Origin of the sequence: Paenibacillus campi (assembly GCF_034659835.1) — a bacterium.
GTDB classification, from domain to species: domain Bacteria; phylum Bacillota; class Bacilli; order Paenibacillales; family Paenibacillaceae; genus Saccharibacillus; species Saccharibacillus campi.
On record NZ_JAXSQZ010000003.1, the window covers coordinates 235,281 to 253,554 of the forward strand.

Here is an 18,274-nt window from a genome sequence, read left to right on the forward strand (position 1 = left end):
AGCGAATTCAATTTCATTGAACAATCACAAACACAATGGGCGATAGTATTAGTTGTTTTTATGATCCGAGCTAAGGCGTGTACGCTGACCGTACTAAATGTGAAGCGCGATAGATACGGATATGGTGCGAGTTCCATTTCTTGATCCATTTCAATTCATGCTCTCGCACGGAGTTTAATGCCGCCTAAGCCTAAAGAAGTTTATCGTATGCACATATTAGCTATGCTGCTTACTACTTTTGCCATATGAGCCAGGCGGTACACCAAATAAACGTTTGAATGCGCGCGCAAATGATAGTGGATTGGCATAGCCGACCGCATGTGCCACCTTTTCCACCGTATAATCGGTATTTTCCAACAGGAATTTACCGCGCAGCATACGGTAATGCGTTAAATACTGCAATGATGTTTGCTGTAATTCGCTTTGAATCATATGCGTAAGATAGGTCGGATGAATACCAATCTGTGCTGCAATACTGCTGACCGTCAGCTCTGGATTCCAGTAGGAGGTGCGCACATGAACAATAAACAGATCGACATAATGGCGGCGGCTACCTGGCGTATAATCGATATGACGTGTAGGCGGATCAATCCGAAAATAAGACAGCATATGCAAAAAATCGCCTTGTACACGCAACATCGAATGATGACGTAGCCAATGATCCGTAATGAGTGCATGAATGTACGATTCCGCTTCCTCACGATTATGCAGCATGCCGACCTGTACATGAGTATGAAAACCAAGCTCTTGCAGCACCTGTCCGGCACGACTACCGTGAAAGCCAATCCATACATATTCCCACGGCTCCTGTTCATCTGCTTCATAAACAGCATACAAATCGTTCGGCTCAATCAAAAAGAAATTGCCCGGTTTCAAATGATACACCGTTTCACGTGAACGAAATTGCCCTTTACCACGCAAAATATAATGCAATACATAATATTCACGAATTTGCGGCCCAAAACTATGACCAGGCAAACATTTCTCGTACCCGATATTCATCACATACAATTCGCTAAGCAGCGGATCAGTAAAAAACACTTCTTTTCGTTCATCACTTTCCATAAACATGATCGTTAACCTCGCTTTATTCGATAGGTTGAATAGGTCGGTAAAACGGCTATTTGGATCAATATAGTTAGTAAAGCTGAATATGTTTATCGATATTCATACCGGAATCAATAACACTAAATCAATAAGAACTGGTTAAAGATAGGTTGGATAGGGATAGGGCAGGGCTTGCATGTTCCGCATAGATTAGACCGCATAATAAGTACCTGTTATACAAACAGATGTTATGTATTGTATATTTTAAGTTTAATGTAACAGATTATGTGGTCAGATTGAAGTTTGGAGACAGAAAAAGGCGAACCTTGATCTATACAGGTTCGCCTTTTTATAAACTTTAACTTCATGCAAACTAACGTGCAGTTAGTAGCTTGTCTCGCTTTAATTTATAAGTATGTATAAAATTAGTGTGTAATATAGTCAATATATCCGAATATAGCTATACATGATTCGCTTTCGAGCCAATATGATATATTTTTGCTGCGGTGTGTACGCAAACTCGTAGGCTGCGAACAGCACTTCACTGCGGGCAGGAATAAGGGGTAAGGACGACTTCAGTGTTTACGGTTTCCAAACACGGTGTGCAATAAAAAAAGGTTTTTGCGTAGCAAAATACCCTACCTCTTTTGAACGCGGGAATCTACATTCTCTCCTCATCGGTAGATTCCGGTGCGAGACGGTAGTCTGTTCCCTTATTCCGTACCGCAGTGGTGGTTGCCACACATGTAAAGTTTACATACAAGCTCTATCCTCATTCATCTAAGTTTACATGTACGGCTTACAACTCATAACCCACCACTAGTGCCTAACTGCCATCTAATTACCCAACAAGCGCTTCTTCCCGACAAGCATCTGAACAATAATGCTCATGCTCATCCTCGCAGTGATCACAAACGATATGCTGTAAATTACACACTGGACAGTTGACATAATGATCGGTCGTTTCTTCACAATGGAAGCATTTGCCCACGATCACATCTTCATCCGTATGATTGATTTTAACCGAAATCCGCTCGTCAAACACATAACATTTGCCATCAAACAGTCTGCCTTGTACTTCAGGGTCTTTACTGTAAGTGACGATGCCGCCATCAAGCTGAGCGACATCATTAAAACCTTCATTCAGCAGGAAGCCAGACAGCTTTTCACAGCGTACGCCACCGGTGCAATACGTAAGAATTTTTTTGTCTTTGTGCTGACTTAAGTTTTCACGAATCCATTGTGGAAATTCGCGTGATGATTCCACTTGCGGACGAATCGCACCACGGAAATGACCGATATCGTATTCATAGTCATTACGACCGTCCAGTACGATCACATCATCGCGTTGCAATTGCTCGTAAAACTGTTTTGGTGACAGATGGGTGCCTGTCGTTACGTTAGGATCGACATCTTGTTCAAGACGAAATGTCACTAGCTCTTGTTTGTGACGAACGAATATTTTTTTGAACGCATGACCTTCGGACTCGTCGATTTTGAATACAATGTCAGCAAAACGGGCATCGGTAAGCAGATCGTTCATATATTGCTCGGTCTGCTCCCATGTGCCAGACAATGTGCCATTAATGCCTTCCGGCGAGATCAGAATACGGCCTTTTACGCCCAGGTCTTTGCAATATTGCAGATGCTCGGCAGTTAACGTTTCCGAATCGGTCAGTGGTACAAATTTATAAAACAACAAAATCCGGTATGGATGTGTGGACATAAATATCACCTTTAATCATAAAATGTAGGAAAACTTCTAAATCAGTTGAAAAGGATGATCCTGCAAACGATGAACGCAATTTAAAATTGTACGCCTGTTCACCAGCTTAGTCAACGGATATGTTGAAAAAGTGATGAAAATAAGAAAAATGTTATATTTTTATGCTTGGGTTTTCAAGTGGCAATATCATATAATAGAAAGGATGCAGGTATACAATAGAGTGATCTTGATCATAACGAAGCGATATGACGTGGCTATGCCTGCATGGATACGTTATTACCGGGATCAGGATACACCGCCACAGGCAATGGATCGTGCCGACTGCACTGTACCGTACGTTAACGACGGGAACGATAATGGCGATAATGGATACAGAGGGATCGAATATAAGGTAGAACAGAGGGGTTACGATGAATTTGAATACGCTGCAATTTGATGAATTATGCCAGTTGAACGCAAGCCTGGCACCTTATTCTACGTATGAGATTGGCGGTACGGCACGGCATCTTGGTTTGCCGGCGACAACGGCTGAGCTTGCCATCTTGCTGGAAGGAAGCAAACATAAAGGGCTGGATGTGAAATGGTTTGGGATGGGTTCGAACATTTTGTTTCCAGATCAACCGCATGATGATACGTTATTTCTATCGCTTAAACGACATGTAGAGCTTACATTTAAAGAAGATCGGCTGTTTGTATCCGCAGGCGTGCCGATGACATGGCTTGCACTGATCGGCGTGATGACCGGTTTGAAAGGCATGGAATTTACGTATTTGCTGCCTGGGACGATGGGGGCAGGCATTTATATGAATGCCAAATATTTTAATAACGATATTAGCGGACTGCTTGATCGTGTCTATTATATCGATGTTACGCGTCCAGAGCACGGTGTGCAACAGATCGGTGTTGCTGACTGTCAGTATGCGTATAAACAGTCGATTTTCCAGCAAAATCCGTGGGTGATCGTCGGTGCGGATTTGTATGTAGGTGACTATGTACTGCCGGAAACCGAGCGCTGGACGGCGTTAATGCAAGAGATGACGGTAGCGAGCGCAACTGCTTCAGTGCTGCCGGATTATTTCCGTTATTATCAAAATTGGCTCGGTCGGTTGGCGGCAGACGGTTATACGGTGCCACAGGCATTTCACGATGTGATCGCGGATCGTGGCGGTAAGCATCATTTTGACCATGCTTGCTGTGGGTCGGTGTTTAAAAACAATTATGATTTTGGACAGCCTACCGGCAAGTTGGTCGATGAGCTTGGATTGCGTGGAGTACAGTGCGGCAATGCACGTATTTCGCCACATCACGGCAATTTTATTCAAAATGTCGGCGGTGCAACGGCGGCGGATGTGTTGTATTTGATCCAGTTGGTGCAGGAAGGGGTACAGGCACGATTTGGTTTTGTGCCTGAGCCAGAAGTGGTTATTTTGTAAGCGATGATTGTATGGTAATGAACAAGCGATGCAGGCTGATTAACGTAATTGAAGACGATCACATCAACAGGTCCGACATAGCGGGCCTGTTTGGTTATGTGCATCGTTGTTATACGATGATTCAATCGGCATGTTCAACGTTTATTTTGCCTGATCTACGATCCGATATAGCATCGCAATCGCAAAGCCAATACAAACTACGCCCATCCATGCTGGTGCTCCATGACCGAGCGATCCATACAGTTGTCCACCAATTAACGGCCCGAGCACTCTTGCCAGCGATTGGATCGACTGGCTGCCACCTTGAATGCGTCCTTGTCCACTAGCATCGACAGATACAGACAACAACCCGTTAAAAGAAGGCGCAAAAATCGAATCGCCAAATCCGAACACAACCATGCCCGCTACAAATAGCCCATACGAAGCAAATGATGCTGACGCAGCAATCAACCCATAACCGCTCAACTCTGCCGCCATGCCAAGCAGCGCAATCGCCAAGCTGCTCCATCTTGTTAACAGACGCGGCATAATTAGACTTTGCGACAAAATATCTTGCATGCCGATAATTGAGAAAATAAGCCCGATCCAGACCGGTTGCCAATGGAACAGATCAAACGTAAACTGTGCCAAAATCGCTTGTATGGAGCCGCTTGGCAACCAAAGCAGAAAGGCGGCAATGAGCAGTCGCTGTAATGGTTTGACCGATAATATGCTGACAAGTTGCAGCAATGGATTTAGGCGGCTGGGGCTAATGCGCTGCAAACGAAGCGCTGGCGCGAGACTTTCCGGCATATAACGCCAGCCATACAGCACATTAAGCAACGTAACACTAGCGCCAAAAAACAATGGAGCCGTATAACTAATACTAGCAAGCATACCGCCCAGTGCAGGCCCAATAATCGTACCCGCGCCAGCGGCAGCACCGATCCAGCCAAAATAACGTGTACGCTGCTCGGCAGGCGTAATATCGGCAAAATAAGCAAACAATGTTGCAATCGTACCGCCTGTAATGCCTTCAATAATACGTCCGGCAAATAAAACCGATAATGCACCGCCGATCCCAAACAGCACATAACCGACAATCGACCCGAGCAGACAAAACAACAGTACCGGACGCCGCCCATAACGGTCACTTAGTGCACCGAGTCCGGGTGAAGCGATAAACACACAGATCGCATAAACAGACGTAAGCGCAGCGATAATCATTGCCTGGTTAGCAGGATTGTGCACGTAAGGCTGTACGAGAAAAGGCATAACCGGGATAACGATACCGAAGCCCATCGCACATAGAAATACAGACACAAGCCCAAACAATAAAGCTTTGCGGTTTACGGCTTGTGGCGAGGCAGAAGCTGTGGGGGATAATGTCATAGTTAACAATCATGCTCCTTTCGGATGTTACTCATTTGTGTAATGAAGCAGTCAATGTTTTCAAAACTGCTGTACTCGTTATTTCATTTAAGCGAAATGGTCGCCGTTTAAATGAAATGAGCGAAGTTGCCGAAACAGCGTAGTCTCATAAAAAGCGACTGCATCAAGCTACTTCATCAACAGTTTGAAGACATGCTTTAGAATGGAATGGAAAAAGGGACAACTATAGTTTTTGTTTCCTAGTTGACAATAATATATTCGTATTTTGTTTCCTTGTCAACAAAAAATAAAAACGCCTGCTCTAAACCAGAATATTTCCGGTAGAGCAGGCGTTTTACAATGTGCAGCATAACGTTTGGGATCGTTGTGCACATTCGCATAAACATTATGATGCAAATCGTTAGCGAGAACTAAGGCGTGTACGCAAACTCGTAGGCTGCGAGATGCAGGCAACGGAGGACAGGAAATAAGGGGAAAGGGCGGGCTTCAGCATTTGCGTACACGCCCTACCTAACCGTATGCTTATTAGCTATCGTTTCAAATGAATGATCAAGCTTCTTCATCCCGACCGATTGTGTTAATCTGTTTATCCAGATGGTTGCTGTAGCGCTGAATAAATTCCAGCATAGTGGCATATTGCTCATCGGTTACATCGGCAAATACAGCGGCATCGCGCTGTTGAAACTGTTGATGCAACTGTTCATGAATGCGTTCGATTTCTTTACCTTGTGCGGTAAGGCGGAAGTAAATTTCCTTTTTGTTGTCCGGCTTTTGGTAGCTTGCGATCAAGCCTTTTTCCAGCAGCTTTTTGGTCATTTTACTAATTGCGCTCCGGGTCATATAAAAGAACTCTGCCAGACGTGTAACATTACAATCGGGATGTTTGCCGATATATTCGATGCAGTGCACTTCAGACGGTTTATGTTCATGAAGCTGGGCTTCCATTTTGAGGCGATTTAGCCATGCCATTTTCGTAAACAATTGTCGAAATTCCAGCATAATTTGCTCTTGTTTGTTCATAATAAACCTCCTTTGCTGGGCGTGTCGATTGTATTTAGTATAGCGTATTTTGTGTCCTTTTCAACAATCGCTTAGTGTGAAAAATATAGCTCGGATATACAAATACTCCACCTGCCTTGCGACTATATAACCGTCTGCAAGGCAGGTGGAGCATAAAGTGAGGGGATAAACGCTAGTGAATACATTGTCTCAAATGAATTTATACAGACTAGCAGCAACACAGCGGAGTAAAGCTACATGCTGCGGCTACTGATCATATACAACCAATTATGAATGGACGGTTCGGATCAACACTAGCAGTTACATACGATGCTTGTTTTTGCTCATCTGTTTGCTCATCGTTTTCCATTTTTGCTTCTCTTGTCGTTGTAGCTGTGCGTTCTGTTTGCGTTCATTAAAGGCGATTTCGCGTTTGAGTTTTTGCCAGTTGTTGTAATGCTGATGCGCTAATGTACCGTCTTGTAGCGCTGCTTGCACGGCACAGCCTGGTTCGTCCTCATGGGTACAATCGCTAAACCGGCAATATTCGCCAAGCTCGTCGATATCGCTGAACGTTTCGTCCAGTCCTTCGGAGGCGGTGCCTACGCCGAGCCCGCGCATACCCGGCGTATCGATAACAATGACGCCATTGGGCAGCAGATGCAGCTCGCGATGGGTAGTCGTATGCCGTCCGCGTGCATCGTCTTCACGTATACCACCGGTACGCATCTGATCTTCGCCAGCGAGTGCATTTACAAGCGATGATTTGCCGACACCGGATGAGCCGAGCAATACGATCGTTTGCTCGGGCTTTAGCAGACTGCGCAGTTCGTCCAGTCCATTACCGCTAATGCTATCGACCGCATAAAATGGTACACCGAATCCGGCTGCTTCCAGCTCGCTGCGATAATGATCCAACTGAGCGGTCAAATCTGCTTTGGTCAGTACGATGACCGGCATCGCACCGCTATTCCAGGCGACGGTCAAATAACGTTCCAACCGGTTCATATTAAAATCGTCATTCGCTGAACTAACGAGAAAGCAATAGTCAAAGTTGGCAGCAACGACCTGTTGACCAGCATCCGGATCAGGGTCATCGCGTACAAATAAGCTATTGCGCTCCAGCACGGCATAAATAAGCGATGTATCACCAGGATGGCTTTCAATCGCTACAAAATCGCCAATCGCCGGTCGTCCGATCCGATCGACCTCGCGAAAAGAGGACGTTTTCGGTCGTGCTAGTCCTTCGCCGTCTGCGGAGACGACACGCATCACATGTTTAAATACCGCGGTTACACGTGCAGGAATAAGGTGTGGCGGCAGCTCCAATTCAGCGAAGCGCGCTGCAAAATGATCATGATATCCGTATCGTTTAAGTTCCAATGAAATTAGCTCCTTTTGTTGTACGGGAGCTGGTGAATGTTTATCCGTTCATTGCTCCCGATTTAGAAATGGTCACGAGTGTCGGACGGCTGCGAAAAAACATAATGGCTCTCATATTCATCATCCTTTCTTGTCGGGATTTCATGTCCAGCATACCAGAAGCAGGAAAAAAAGTCATGAATAAATTGGAGCATATTCACTGAAAATGGCTGTGCTAACGTTCACTATAAGCGCCATTTCTACCATTACACGTTATAACCTCGTATGTAAACGCCACGTTAGCCAAATGTGATTAAAAAGTACCAAATTTTCCGATTATGCAAATTTAACCCTTCTCACATAACGAAAATAAGCTACAATTGATTTAATTATGTATGCGTTTTGTAAACTAAACGACTGCTTAATGCCCTTATATGTACGGAATAAATATTGAAATGTTATGAATTGTTGCAAGCATGGATAAAGATTTGCAGAAACAGCTAATCAGCTTCCAGCAATAGAGTACATTCGTTGAGGTACGATCGTTGAAATTACGTTGTTACGTGTTCCATATTTCATAAGCATTGACATTAACCGTGCATCAGCCGGGTTTGCCTGTCACACCGTATAGTGATAGGGCAATGGAGTACAGTAAAATGCGCTAGCTAAGCAAGTTTGGAGCGATCCTGTTTATAATTGTGCTCGCTTAACGATCTGCTGCCGGGCTTGCCTGTCATCGTCATGTGTGAGGAGGAAACGGATGGGATTCAAACGTGGAGGCTCAAAATTACAGCGAAGTTATATGGTGTCGTATTTGTTAATTTTCCTCGTGCCATTGATTGTGATTACGGTTTTTATTTATCAAAGTGCGGTCAACAGCTTGCGTACCGAGATAGAGCAATCGAATGTGAACCAGTTGAATCAAGTACGGATGACGATTGATGGACGGATGACCGAATTGCGCGATATTGCGATTCGAATGAGCTATGACAACAGTTTGACCCGTTATATGGTCAAGCATCCTTATTATAGCAGCGAAGCGATTCGCAGATTAGATCAATATCGTGCCAACAGTGCGATTATCGATGATCTGCTGCTCTATTTTCACCATGATTCGGTTATTTATTCGTCGGAAGGATTAAGTGGATTACATGTCGTATTTGGCAAAACGTATACATTTAGCAACTGGGATCAACAGCAAATTAAGCGTGATCTAAACGAAATTAAGTATCCGCTTACACGACCTGCCGATAGGGTAACGGTCAATTCGCGTCAATCGTCAATGCTTGTGCATATGGTGCCGATTAAGCCGACCGCTGCGTATCCGTATGCGACGGTCGTATATTTGATTAATGAGTCCCGTTTAACCGGGATGATGAATTCGGTGCTCAGTGATTTTAAAGGCAACAGTTATATTTTTGACAATAATGGTCATGTGTTAACTGCGAACAATCATGATACATTACCGACACCGCTTGAGCTAGGCACATTGTCCAAGCTTACATCCGGCATTCACAGTATGGAGCTGAACGGCAAGCAGCAGTCGGTCGTGGCGGTGGAATCGCCGGAAAATGGTTGGACATATGTGACGACGATGCCAAGCGATCAGTTTTTTAGCCGTATTTTTCATGTGCAAACATTGATTGTGTTCATCTTTGCATTGGTGGCGCTGGCGGGCATTCCGGTTGCCTTAATGCTGGCAAGGCGGCAATATGGCCCATTGCGTGATCTGGTGGAATTTGCGCAAAACCGCAGCGCTGGAACGGGAACGCAGACTGATCGCGGTCATGCTAACGGTCAAGCGCTACACAATGAATGGACATGGATTCGCGACACATTGCTGCATTATCGCGATCAGGTTGGATTGCAGCAGCCATATGTGCGGCACCAATGTTTGTTAATGTTGATGAAGCATGGTCAACCGGATGATGCGGAGACGGTGCGTTTGATTGATGGACTTGGATTGCGTGAGCAGGGGCTGCATTATTTCGTCATGATCGTATCGAGTGATGCACTATTGCTGCGATCGCCTGCTGCTTCCACTGCCAGCAATGTGGAGCTGCTGGACGAAACGGTAGGTTCGTATCCAAGTTTGCCTGATCTGTTAAGCGAAGTGAACTTACCGCAGCATGGTGCACGCTTGTACGGGGTTGAATATTCGTCCAGCAATCGTTTGGCATTGGCGGTATGCTGGCATCCGCAACGAGCAGGTGAGAGTGAAGCGGATCAAGGGTTAAACGGTATCGTGGCAGCAGTACGGCAGCTCGTGTATACGCATTATAGTACCTATCCAACCGTAGGGGTAGGCAATAGTTATACAGAGCTAGAGGCGATTAATCAGTCGTTTATCGAGGCGGCGACGGCGATGGAATATCGTGTGATCGGGGAAACGTCGAGTGTAACGTATTTTAATCAATTGCATCAGGATGATCACCGCGCAGGCAGCAGCCAATTTTGGATTAGCAATGAATCACTACTCAAGCTGTCACAAAGTTTAAAGCAAGGTAATATTCAGGTAGCAAGCCATATGATTCATTACATTACCGCTGGCGTGCACGCTCAATCGTTACCGTTGCCGTTAATGCGCTGCATTTTGTTCGATCTGCTGAATACGGTGCTGCGTACCGCGTCTGATGCCGGTTTGCTTGGCAGTTTGCGTGATATGCCGCAGTTATCGGCATTTGAGACAGCGGAGGAACTGGAAGGGCAATTGCAAATGCTGGCGATCCGTATTTGCGCATGTGCCGAGCACAAACAGGAAACCGAGCAAGTATCACTGCTCGATCAAATTGTCGCTTATGTGGAGGCGCAATATGCCGATTATGCGCTTAGTCTGGAAGGGATAGCGCAACAATTTTCCATTTCCAGTTCGTATTTAAGCCGTACGTTTAAGGACAAAACCGGGCTGACCTTTTCGCAATACATCTGGCAATTGCGGCGTGATGAAGTGATTCGGCAAATTACCGAAACCGATGATCCGCTTAAAGATATTATCGTACGGGTCGGTTATTTGGATACGGCTAATTTCATTCGTAAATTTAAAAAGGAAATGGGCTGTACACCGGGGCAATACCGCAAACTGCATCGTGGGGAAGAACAGCAGTCGGCGCTGGAAATTCGCGACTCGATCTCATAGCATTGTGACAGAGGCAGAGGCAGAGGCAGAGGCAGAGGCAGAGGCAGAGGCAGAGATAGAGAAAGGGAGAGAGACGGAGATAGAGACAATTACAGTGGGGGCAATCGATCAAGGAGGAGTCAAAGTTACAGGTTTTATGTTCCCATAGCCTAATAGGTTATATCCATATCAAACACAACATACAAAACAAAAATAAAAAACCACCTTCAAGAGATTAATACCAGCAGCGAATATGCCGGATGCTCTCGAAGGTGGTTTTTGTTAACTTTCGTTTCGCTTATACAATGTTACTTTATTTCAGTCGTTTTATTTCAGCGAGTAGGAGTTGGAAGCTTCCATAATATCTGCATACGCCCAGTGGCTGGATGGTACGTCTTTCCACGGTGTTGGACGAGCAGACAGTACTGCTGTTTTTTCCAAAATCTTATTAAGGATTGTGACTGCCTGTGCACGAGTTAACGGTGCATTTGGCTGGAAGCTGGATGGGCTAATACCTTGCATCAGACCTGCGGTGAGTACGAGCTTGATATCGCGTTCTGCCCAGTGTCCATTAATATCAGTTGCAAATGTGGTACCACCTTGACCGCTTAAACTTTGCCAGCGGCTTAAAATGATCGCCATTTCCGCACGTGTGATTGGTTTGGACGGTGCAAATGTACCGTTTGGCAAACCGCTCATCAGTCCAGCAGATTGCATCGATTGAATCGCTTGATTCGCCCAGAAGCTAGACGATACATCTTTAAAGCTTTTCACTGCGCCTGCATTGCTGCTTGTTGCTTGCAGACGATAGAGCAGGGAAGCGAGTTCTGCACGAGTCAGACTATTGTTTGGACGGAATGTACCATCTGGATAACCTTCAATATAAGCAGGTTTGACGATACCGCCTGTATTGGCAGGATTTGTGCCTGTTACAGGTGTAGTTCCCGTAGTGGTAGGAGTAGATGTGCTACTCACTTGCATAACGGTAAACGTACTGAATTTGCTAGTGTTGACTTTCAAAACGGTATTGCCGGAATCATCGGTAATCTGAATCGGCTTAATAAATTCTTCACTACCGTCGCTATGGTTTACATAGACATACAGACTTTTCACGACGGAAAGGCTCGGTATTTTAACGGTATCGAGTGGGATTAACACATCGACAGGTTTGTTCTGGAAGTTCGTAATGATGTCGATCGGCTGGCTAACGACAGACAGATCACCATTGCCAACAATTTGTTTGACAAGCGACATGTTCGAAGCGCGTATTTTCTCGTTGATCATGTCTTTGTATTGATCGAGTACATTGATTTTGAACGTGACATCTTGATTGACCTTTAACATTGAACTGGAAGGGATGGATAGCTGAATCTTATTCGTATTAATGTCCAGGTTCATGTCATTGCTGCTAATGGAATTGGATACACTCAGCGGCAGGTTAATATCAGTGTTCAAACTCAAATTGTCGATTGTAGGGATATTCAAGCGAATTGTAGATTCTTTCATGTTTTTAAGCAAATTGATCGCAGCTGGCATTTTGTCTGGATCAAATGTGATCGTACGTACTGTACTGCCATCGAATTGGGTGGAGCGAGATTCGGTAGCTGTAGAAGGCACGAACGTTTTACCTACGCCACCATCTACACCTAGTGTCAGTTTGCTATCGGTTTTCTTTTTGTCATCTTTCACGATAACCGGTTTAGCATTAACGGTAATTGTCGCTATAGCAGATGCCTCTGGCTGACTCGCTGCATAAACAGAGATCGACGCCGTACCGGTACCAACTGGCGTCACAATACCATTTTGAACGGTAGCTACTTGTTCATTGCTGCTTTTCCAAACAAGCTGTATATCTGTAGCGTTATCTGGCAAAATGCTTGCAGTGAGCAGAGCAGGAGCATCGCCTTCCGTGAACGTCAGCGTCGATGGATTCAGTTGGATGCTCGTTACTGGAATGGTTGGAACGGAATCGAGGAAGCCAAGCTTTCTCAATGTGCCTGTAGGTTCTACCGAGCTTGTGTAACCTGTACGATCCGGCAGGAATACAACACCATAGGCTGAGTTGAAATTGTCCATCAATTTGAATTGAGTGGCAGCTATCGGAACATTATTCAGCAGGGAAGCATCAGCTTTATACAGACCATTCAATCCTACGTTCACATACAGATTGCCGAGCGGACTAATCGTCAGACCGTATGCTCGTGTTGGATACGTAGCTACTAGTTCAGGATTGGTTGCAGAATTGGCAGAGAAACGCAAGATTTGAGAGAACGCTCGCAGCTCATTGTCCATTTGCAACGTAAAGTACAGACTGTCGTTCCCATCAAAAGCTAAGCCGTTAATGGATACATCGTACCCATTATCGGTTGTGTCTCTTGGTGCTTCATAATAAACCGTACTGGATTTCATCAGATTGCTTTCCGAATACGGTAAAAATTCGGAATCATTCAGATACGAATGATCGAGCTTGTAAATTTTGCGTTGACCGCTAAACGAATAGAATAGATCGCCGTTTTTGTTGACCGCAACCGCGACCATATCGTAATCATCGCTTTTAGAAATACGAGTGACTTTAAATGTTTTGGTCGAAATTTTGTAAATACCGCGAGAGTAATCGGCATAATACACATCGCCATTATAATAAGCGAGTCCGAAAGGACGTTTAACAGAAACATCGCTCAATTGCGATGGTCCGGATTTAACGATCACGTCACGCGTCACTTCTTTAGCCACATACTGTGGTGAAATCGAAGCGTTATAATGAATTGTATACGTACCAGGCACACTTGTGTCCACACCTGGAACCGGGGAACCGTTCAATGTATACGTAGTGACAGTTTGAAGATTCGTGTATTGACTTGGCGTAACCGTTACACCTGGATCATAGAAGTTATCATTTTGATTAACTATAGTTGGTGAAGACCCATTCAGCGTAATGACCGGAATCAGCGTAGATTCTGGATTCTTTTCAAAAGAGGAACCCATATACGATGTACCATCTGGGGTAAAGAACATGCCATAACCGCCACTGAATTGACCGTTGCTAATATTTACGAGACTATTCGCACTCAGAGGGAGGGATTGAAGTGAACTAGAATCAATTCGGTACACATTCCCATCTCTGCCGCTCGTATATAAATTTCCTAGCGGATCAAAGGTGAAGCTGGTAAATTTAACAGAAAAGCCGTTTATTACTACCTGTGGCGTGAGTGAATTCGTAGGCAGCTTTATAATCGATTTAGAGCTGTAATCCGTGAAGTAGATGTTGTCTTTGCTGTCAACCGCTAAACCATAAAAGAAGGTGTATTGGTTAGAAGAAAAGTAGGCACTCTTTTTGGTCGTAAAATCACTCTGGCTTAGAGGCAGATTATTCAAATCATTATGATCCAATTTGTAGATGGTCGAGTCGCTATCAATGGTATAAAAAAGATTACCCGACGAATCGAGCGCTACCGCCATAAACGACTGGTTGGAGCTGACAATCTGTTCGATCTTGCCACTGTACAGGTTGACACGTGCTAACCCTTTATCACGTTGGGCAACATATACATAATCTCCGTAATACGCCATACCGTAAGCATTAGGTACGTTAATGCTGGACAGGTTGGTGTAATCGCCAACATTGACAATCGTTACCGTACGTGTAGCTTCATTGGCAACACGATTGTCTGAAGTGGTCACATTGTAATGAATAACATAGTTGCCTGTTACATTGGTATTGATCGAATCAACCGGCTGGCTATTGAGTGTATACGTTACCTTTGCGGTGAGGTCATTGTATACATCATCCTGTACCGTTGTGCCTGAATCAGCAAACGTTGTACCGACCTTCATACGCACATTGCTGTCGCCGATCAGGTTGATGACGGGTTTGTTCGTTGTAGCAATCGTAATGACTGTACCGCCGCCTCCAGAAGTAGACGTAGTCGTGTTATCGGTGGACGTTGAAGAATTGTTTGTAGAGTACGTATCCGATGAAACGGTACTGTTGTTGCTAGTTGTATTACTGTTTGTCGTATTCGCCGTATTACCATCGGCATAGACAGGTGTAGCCGCTGCGCTCGGCAAGGCGATCATGATCGCTAAACACCAGATCATCCATTTTTTCATATGCTGTCCCCTTTGCTGCATATTTAATCTTTTTCCCGCAAATCTATTATCGGTTGTTAAGTTAGTTTCAGTTAATGAATTAAACTATTTTTTTTGTACTGTTCCATAGAGGTATGTTGGGATGGCACATAGGATCGATTTTGTTAGGTAAATAGAGTTATTGGATCATAGTCTGTCCATTGGTTAAAGCTTCTTCAAAATAAGGCGTTAAAACAAGGCGATAAGCACAGAGAAAGGCAGTCCGATTAGGGGCTGCCTTTAGATGAATATGCCGATGCGTCGTTGTACGTATCGTTGCTTTATGAGCACGATACGGAATCCATTGGAGGATTCATGTGGCTTTTTTGCATGTTTATGCAAATCGATAACTAGTAATCGGTAAGGCTAGTGAAGCTGTAACACAACAATTAGCTATTTTTCCAGCGATCATAGGCGGTCTGGTAAATCTCAATCATGCGGTCACTGCCCATTTGCTTAACGGTGGCGAGATAATTATCCCAGCCGGTCAAAGGTTCCTGACCGGTGACGAATTTGGCTTCCATTTGTTGAATGTACGTATCCATATCGGCACGCAGGCTAGAGATTTCCGCCTGTTCTTCCTGTGTTAAATACAGGATTGGGAATGGCGGCTGCGGATCGTATGCGAGAATCTTTTCTTCATTTTGCTTGTCGACCCAGAGGTCGAAGTCTTCTTTTAAGCCTTTTTGCAAATCTGGACTGAGCAGTGTAGGAGCCGGTGTACCATAGTTTGGCGTCAACGTACCCCGATAATCTTCACGGCTATTATATTGGCTCGGTAACGGTTTCCATTTTTTCGTATGGTCTTCTTTGTTCACGGTTTCGTACATTAGCCCTTCCGGGCCTTTATCGAACAGCATCGCGCCATCGTAACTGTACATATAGTCAATCCAGCGCATCGATGCTTCAGGGGCTGGATTGCTTTCGGTAATCGCAAATGCGCCAGTAGACAATCCGGGGTGAATCGCTACGGCTGGCTGGTCGACTTTGTCGCTTTTCACCGGGATAAACATCGGGTCTTTAGTCGTTGGTTTGCCGCCATGTGTAAAGTAAGCATGCCAGTCTTGAAACAGACCGAGTTGATTGTTTGCACCTTTTGCTTTTTTCTGATCCGGTGTTTGCGAGAACGTTTCATGATCAAGCAAGTTTTCTTTCCACAGTCGATTCATATACGTCAGAAACTCGCGATAACCATCTTCAGTACGGGCAAAATGCACTTTGCCGTTAGCATCATTGTATATATCTTCGCCATAAATGCCCCATGCGCCGAGCAGCCATGAACGAATATCGTCCAGTTTGACGGAAGCGAGCGGAATTTCGTCTTTTTTGCCATTGCCGTTCGGGTCTTCGTCACGGAAACGGACGAGCAGATCGTATAGCTCATCGGTCGTTTTGGGCAATTGCTGATCACTCACACCAAGCGCTTCCAAAAAGTCGCCATTGTACCACATCGGACTACGATACCAGATGCTCTGTTCATTGATCACTGGCAGCGAATAAATATGACCATCTGGTGTAGTGATCGATTTGCGAATTTCCGGACGTTCATCAAGCAGTTTTTTCAAATTAGGCGCATAATTGTCGATCAAGTTTTCGAGCGGCAGCAAAATGCCCTGACTGCCATAGTTCACTTCATCCGCCTGTGTCAATGAAGATGCATAGAAAATATCCGGGTATTCACCGCTGGCAAATACGAGATTTTTTTTCGTTTCAAAGCTGTCGAGCGGCGGATTTTCGAAAGTGAACGAAACGCCGCTTAATTTTTCCATCTCTTTAAAAGCAGGCATGTCTTTCCAGTTTTGCATCCCGACGTCCGGGCCCATCATCGTGAGTGTGATCGGCTCTTTGACGACAGGAAAGCCTTGTTTGTTCACATTGGCAGCCGATTCGGCACTGCCAACTTGCGGCTCACTAGTGGCACCGGAAGAACAGCCTGCCAGTATGGACGTGCCGAGCGCGACCGATAATACAAGCGCTGCTGCACGCGGTGCTTGAAAACGCCGGAAAAACGAAGTGGACGAGCTAGAGCGAGCACGGAATGAACCTTTCATAGTATGCCTCCTTCAAAATAGAAAATGTGGAGCTGATCAACCTTTCACCGAGCCAATCATCACACCTTGCACAAAATAACGCTGCAAAAATGGATAAATCGCAATAATCGGCAGCGTCGATACGATAATGACCGCATATTTTAACAATGCTGCCGAATCAGCGCGTGCATTCATCGCCATCGCCGCTTCACCACTAGTGGCAGAGCCGATTCCGCTGCCGGTCATTTCCTGCAAAACGAGAATTTGCCGCAGCACCATTTGCAGTGGATATTTCGATTCATCGTTTAAGTAGACGAGTGCGTTAAAATAGCTATTCCAATGCCCGACTCCATAAAAGAGCGCCATGACCGCGATAATCGGCGCTGACAGCGGAATGACGATTTTCCAAAACAGCCGCAAATTCGTACAGCCATCTATATGCGCCGCTTCCTGCAATTCTTTTGGAATCGTCGATTGGAAAAATGTACGTGCCACGATAATGTTCCACACCGAGGCAGCACCTGGTAAAATCAATGCCCACATCGTATTCACCAGCCCGAGATTTTTGACTAGCAAATAGGTCGGAATCAAACCACCGCTAAAAAACATCGTCACTAGAAACATCGCCATAAAAAATCCACGCCCGACAAAATCCGCTCGACTGAGCGCATACGCTGCCGGAATCGTCACGAGCAAATTGACTAGCGTACCGACAACGGTGTACAAAATCGTATTAGCATAGCCTTGCCAAATCGATTGGTTTTCAAATACACGTTGATAACCTTCAAATGTAATACCTTTGGGCAGCAACCACATTTCGCCAGAGCTAACGTAAGTAGGTGAGCTGATCGAAGCGCTGACGATATAAACGAGCGGATACAGTACACAGACTAGCGCAATCGCTAAATATACATAATTTAGCAGCAAAAACATACGATCCGAGCGGCTTTCTTTAATGACAGCAGCCATACCAAAATCCCCTCCTTGACGTTCAGAATAAAAGTGTTGAGGCAAACGTATATCGTCGATTAGCAGCAAACGAAGTAGCCTGAAAAATAATAGC

At 45.0% G+C, this 18,274-nt stretch carries 10 protein-coding genes; 2 read left to right on the forward strand and 8 right to left on the reverse strand.

The window, feature by feature from the left end:
• Positions 1–216 precede the first annotated feature (216 nt).
• Complete coding sequence (locus U1I11_RS09820) at positions 217–1,071, reverse strand: AraC family transcriptional regulator (RefSeq protein WP_322905919.1); 855 nt, start codon at positions 1,069–1,071, stop codon at positions 217–219.
• 817 nt (positions 1,072–1,888) lie between these two features.
• Positions 1,889–2,773, reverse strand: a complete 885-nt coding sequence (gene trhO / locus U1I11_RS09825; protein WP_322905920.1) for an oxygen-dependent tRNA uridine(34) hydroxylase TrhO — start codon at positions 2,771–2,773, stop codon at positions 1,889–1,891.
• A 410-nt stretch (positions 2,774–3,183) separates the two neighbouring features.
• Between trhO and U1I11_RS09830 the strand changes: the two genes are divergently transcribed.
• A complete protein-coding gene (locus tag U1I11_RS09830; RefSeq protein ID WP_322905921.1) occupies positions 3,184–4,206 on the forward strand; it encodes a UDP-N-acetylmuramate dehydrogenase in 1,023 nt (340 codons plus the stop codon).
• 141 nt (positions 4,207–4,347) lie between these two features.
• Here U1I11_RS09830 and U1I11_RS09835 read toward each other — a convergent pair whose 3' ends face one another.
• From U1I11_RS09835 to rsgA, 3 genes are all read right to left on the reverse strand, one after another.
• Positions 4,348–5,577, reverse strand: coding sequence for an MFS transporter (locus tag U1I11_RS09835; protein WP_322905922.1), 1,230 nt, complete (start codon positions 5,575–5,577; stop codon positions 4,348–4,350).
• Positions 5,578–6,126: 549 nt separating this feature from the next.
• Positions 6,127–6,597 (reverse strand): MarR family transcriptional regulator, encoded by a 471-nt coding sequence (locus U1I11_RS09840; RefSeq protein WP_322905923.1) that lies wholly within the window; start codon positions 6,595–6,597, stop codon positions 6,127–6,129.
• A 300-nt stretch (positions 6,598–6,897) separates the two neighbouring features.
• Positions 6,898–7,959 carry a ribosome small subunit-dependent GTPase A gene (rsgA, locus tag U1I11_RS09845; protein ID WP_322905924.1) on the reverse strand — a complete coding sequence of 354 codons (1,062 nt, stop codon included), beginning with the start codon at positions 7,957–7,959 and terminating at the stop codon, positions 6,898–6,900.
• 739 nt (positions 7,960–8,698) lie between these two features.
• Here rsgA and U1I11_RS09850 point away from each other — a divergent pair.
• Entirely contained in the window at positions 8,699–11,074 is a 2,376-nt protein-coding gene (locus U1I11_RS09850) for an AraC family transcriptional regulator (protein ID WP_322905925.1), read from the forward strand.
• 306 nt (positions 11,075–11,380) lie between these two features.
• Here the strand turns inward: U1I11_RS09850 and U1I11_RS09855 are convergent, their stop codons facing one another.
• From U1I11_RS09855 to U1I11_RS09865, 3 genes are all read right to left on the reverse strand, one after another.
• Positions 11,381–15,163 carry an S-layer homology domain-containing protein gene (locus U1I11_RS09855; protein WP_322905926.1) on the reverse strand — a complete coding sequence of 1,261 codons (3,783 nt, stop codon included), beginning with the start codon at positions 15,161–15,163 and terminating at the stop codon, positions 11,381–11,383.
• 407 nt (positions 15,164–15,570) lie between these two features.
• Positions 15,571–17,232 (reverse strand): type 2 periplasmic-binding domain-containing protein, encoded by a 1,662-nt coding sequence (locus U1I11_RS09860; RefSeq protein WP_322905927.1) that lies wholly within the window; start codon positions 17,230–17,232, stop codon positions 15,571–15,573.
• A gap of 36 nt (positions 17,233–17,268) precedes the next feature.
• The gene (locus U1I11_RS09865) at positions 17,269–18,180 is read right to left on the reverse strand and encodes a carbohydrate ABC transporter permease (RefSeq protein WP_322905928.1); all 912 of its coding nucleotides are present in this window, start codon (positions 18,178–18,180) and stop codon (positions 17,269–17,271) included.
• Positions 18,181–18,274: the final 94 nt, after the last annotated feature.

Excerpts from the sequence above, each read along its gene's own strand:
- U1I11_RS09865 (WP_322905928.1), bottom strand. The coding sequence starts at position 18,180 with ATGGCTGCTGTCATTAAAGAAAGCCGCTCGGATCGTATGTTTTTGCTG.
- trhO (WP_322905920.1), bottom strand. The coding sequence starts at position 2,773 with ATGTCCACACATCCATACCGGATTTTGTTGTTTTATAAATTTGTACCA.
- U1I11_RS09830 (WP_322905921.1), top strand. The coding sequence starts at position 3,184 with ATGAATTTGAATACGCTGCAATTTGATGAATTATGCCAGTTGAACGCA.
- U1I11_RS09855 (WP_322905926.1), bottom strand. The coding sequence starts at position 15,163 with ATGAAAAAATGGATGATCTGGTGTTTAGCGATCATGATCGCCTTGCCG.
- U1I11_RS09820 (WP_322905919.1), bottom strand. The coding sequence starts at position 1,071 with ATGTTTATGGAAAGTGATGAACGAAAAGAAGTGTTTTTTACTGATCCG.
- U1I11_RS09850 (WP_322905925.1), top strand. The coding sequence starts at position 8,699 with ATGGGATTCAAACGTGGAGGCTCAAAATTACAGCGAAGTTATATGGTG.
- U1I11_RS09835 (WP_322905922.1), bottom strand. The coding sequence starts at position 5,577 with ATGACATTATCCCCCACAGCTTCTGCCTCGCCACAAGCCGTAAACCGC.
- U1I11_RS09840 (WP_322905923.1), bottom strand. The coding sequence starts at position 6,597 with ATGAACAAACAAGAGCAAATTATGCTGGAATTTCGACAATTGTTTACG.
- U1I11_RS09860 (WP_322905927.1), bottom strand. The coding sequence starts at position 17,232 with ATGAAAGGTTCATTCCGTGCTCGCTCTAGCTCGTCCACTTCGTTTTTC.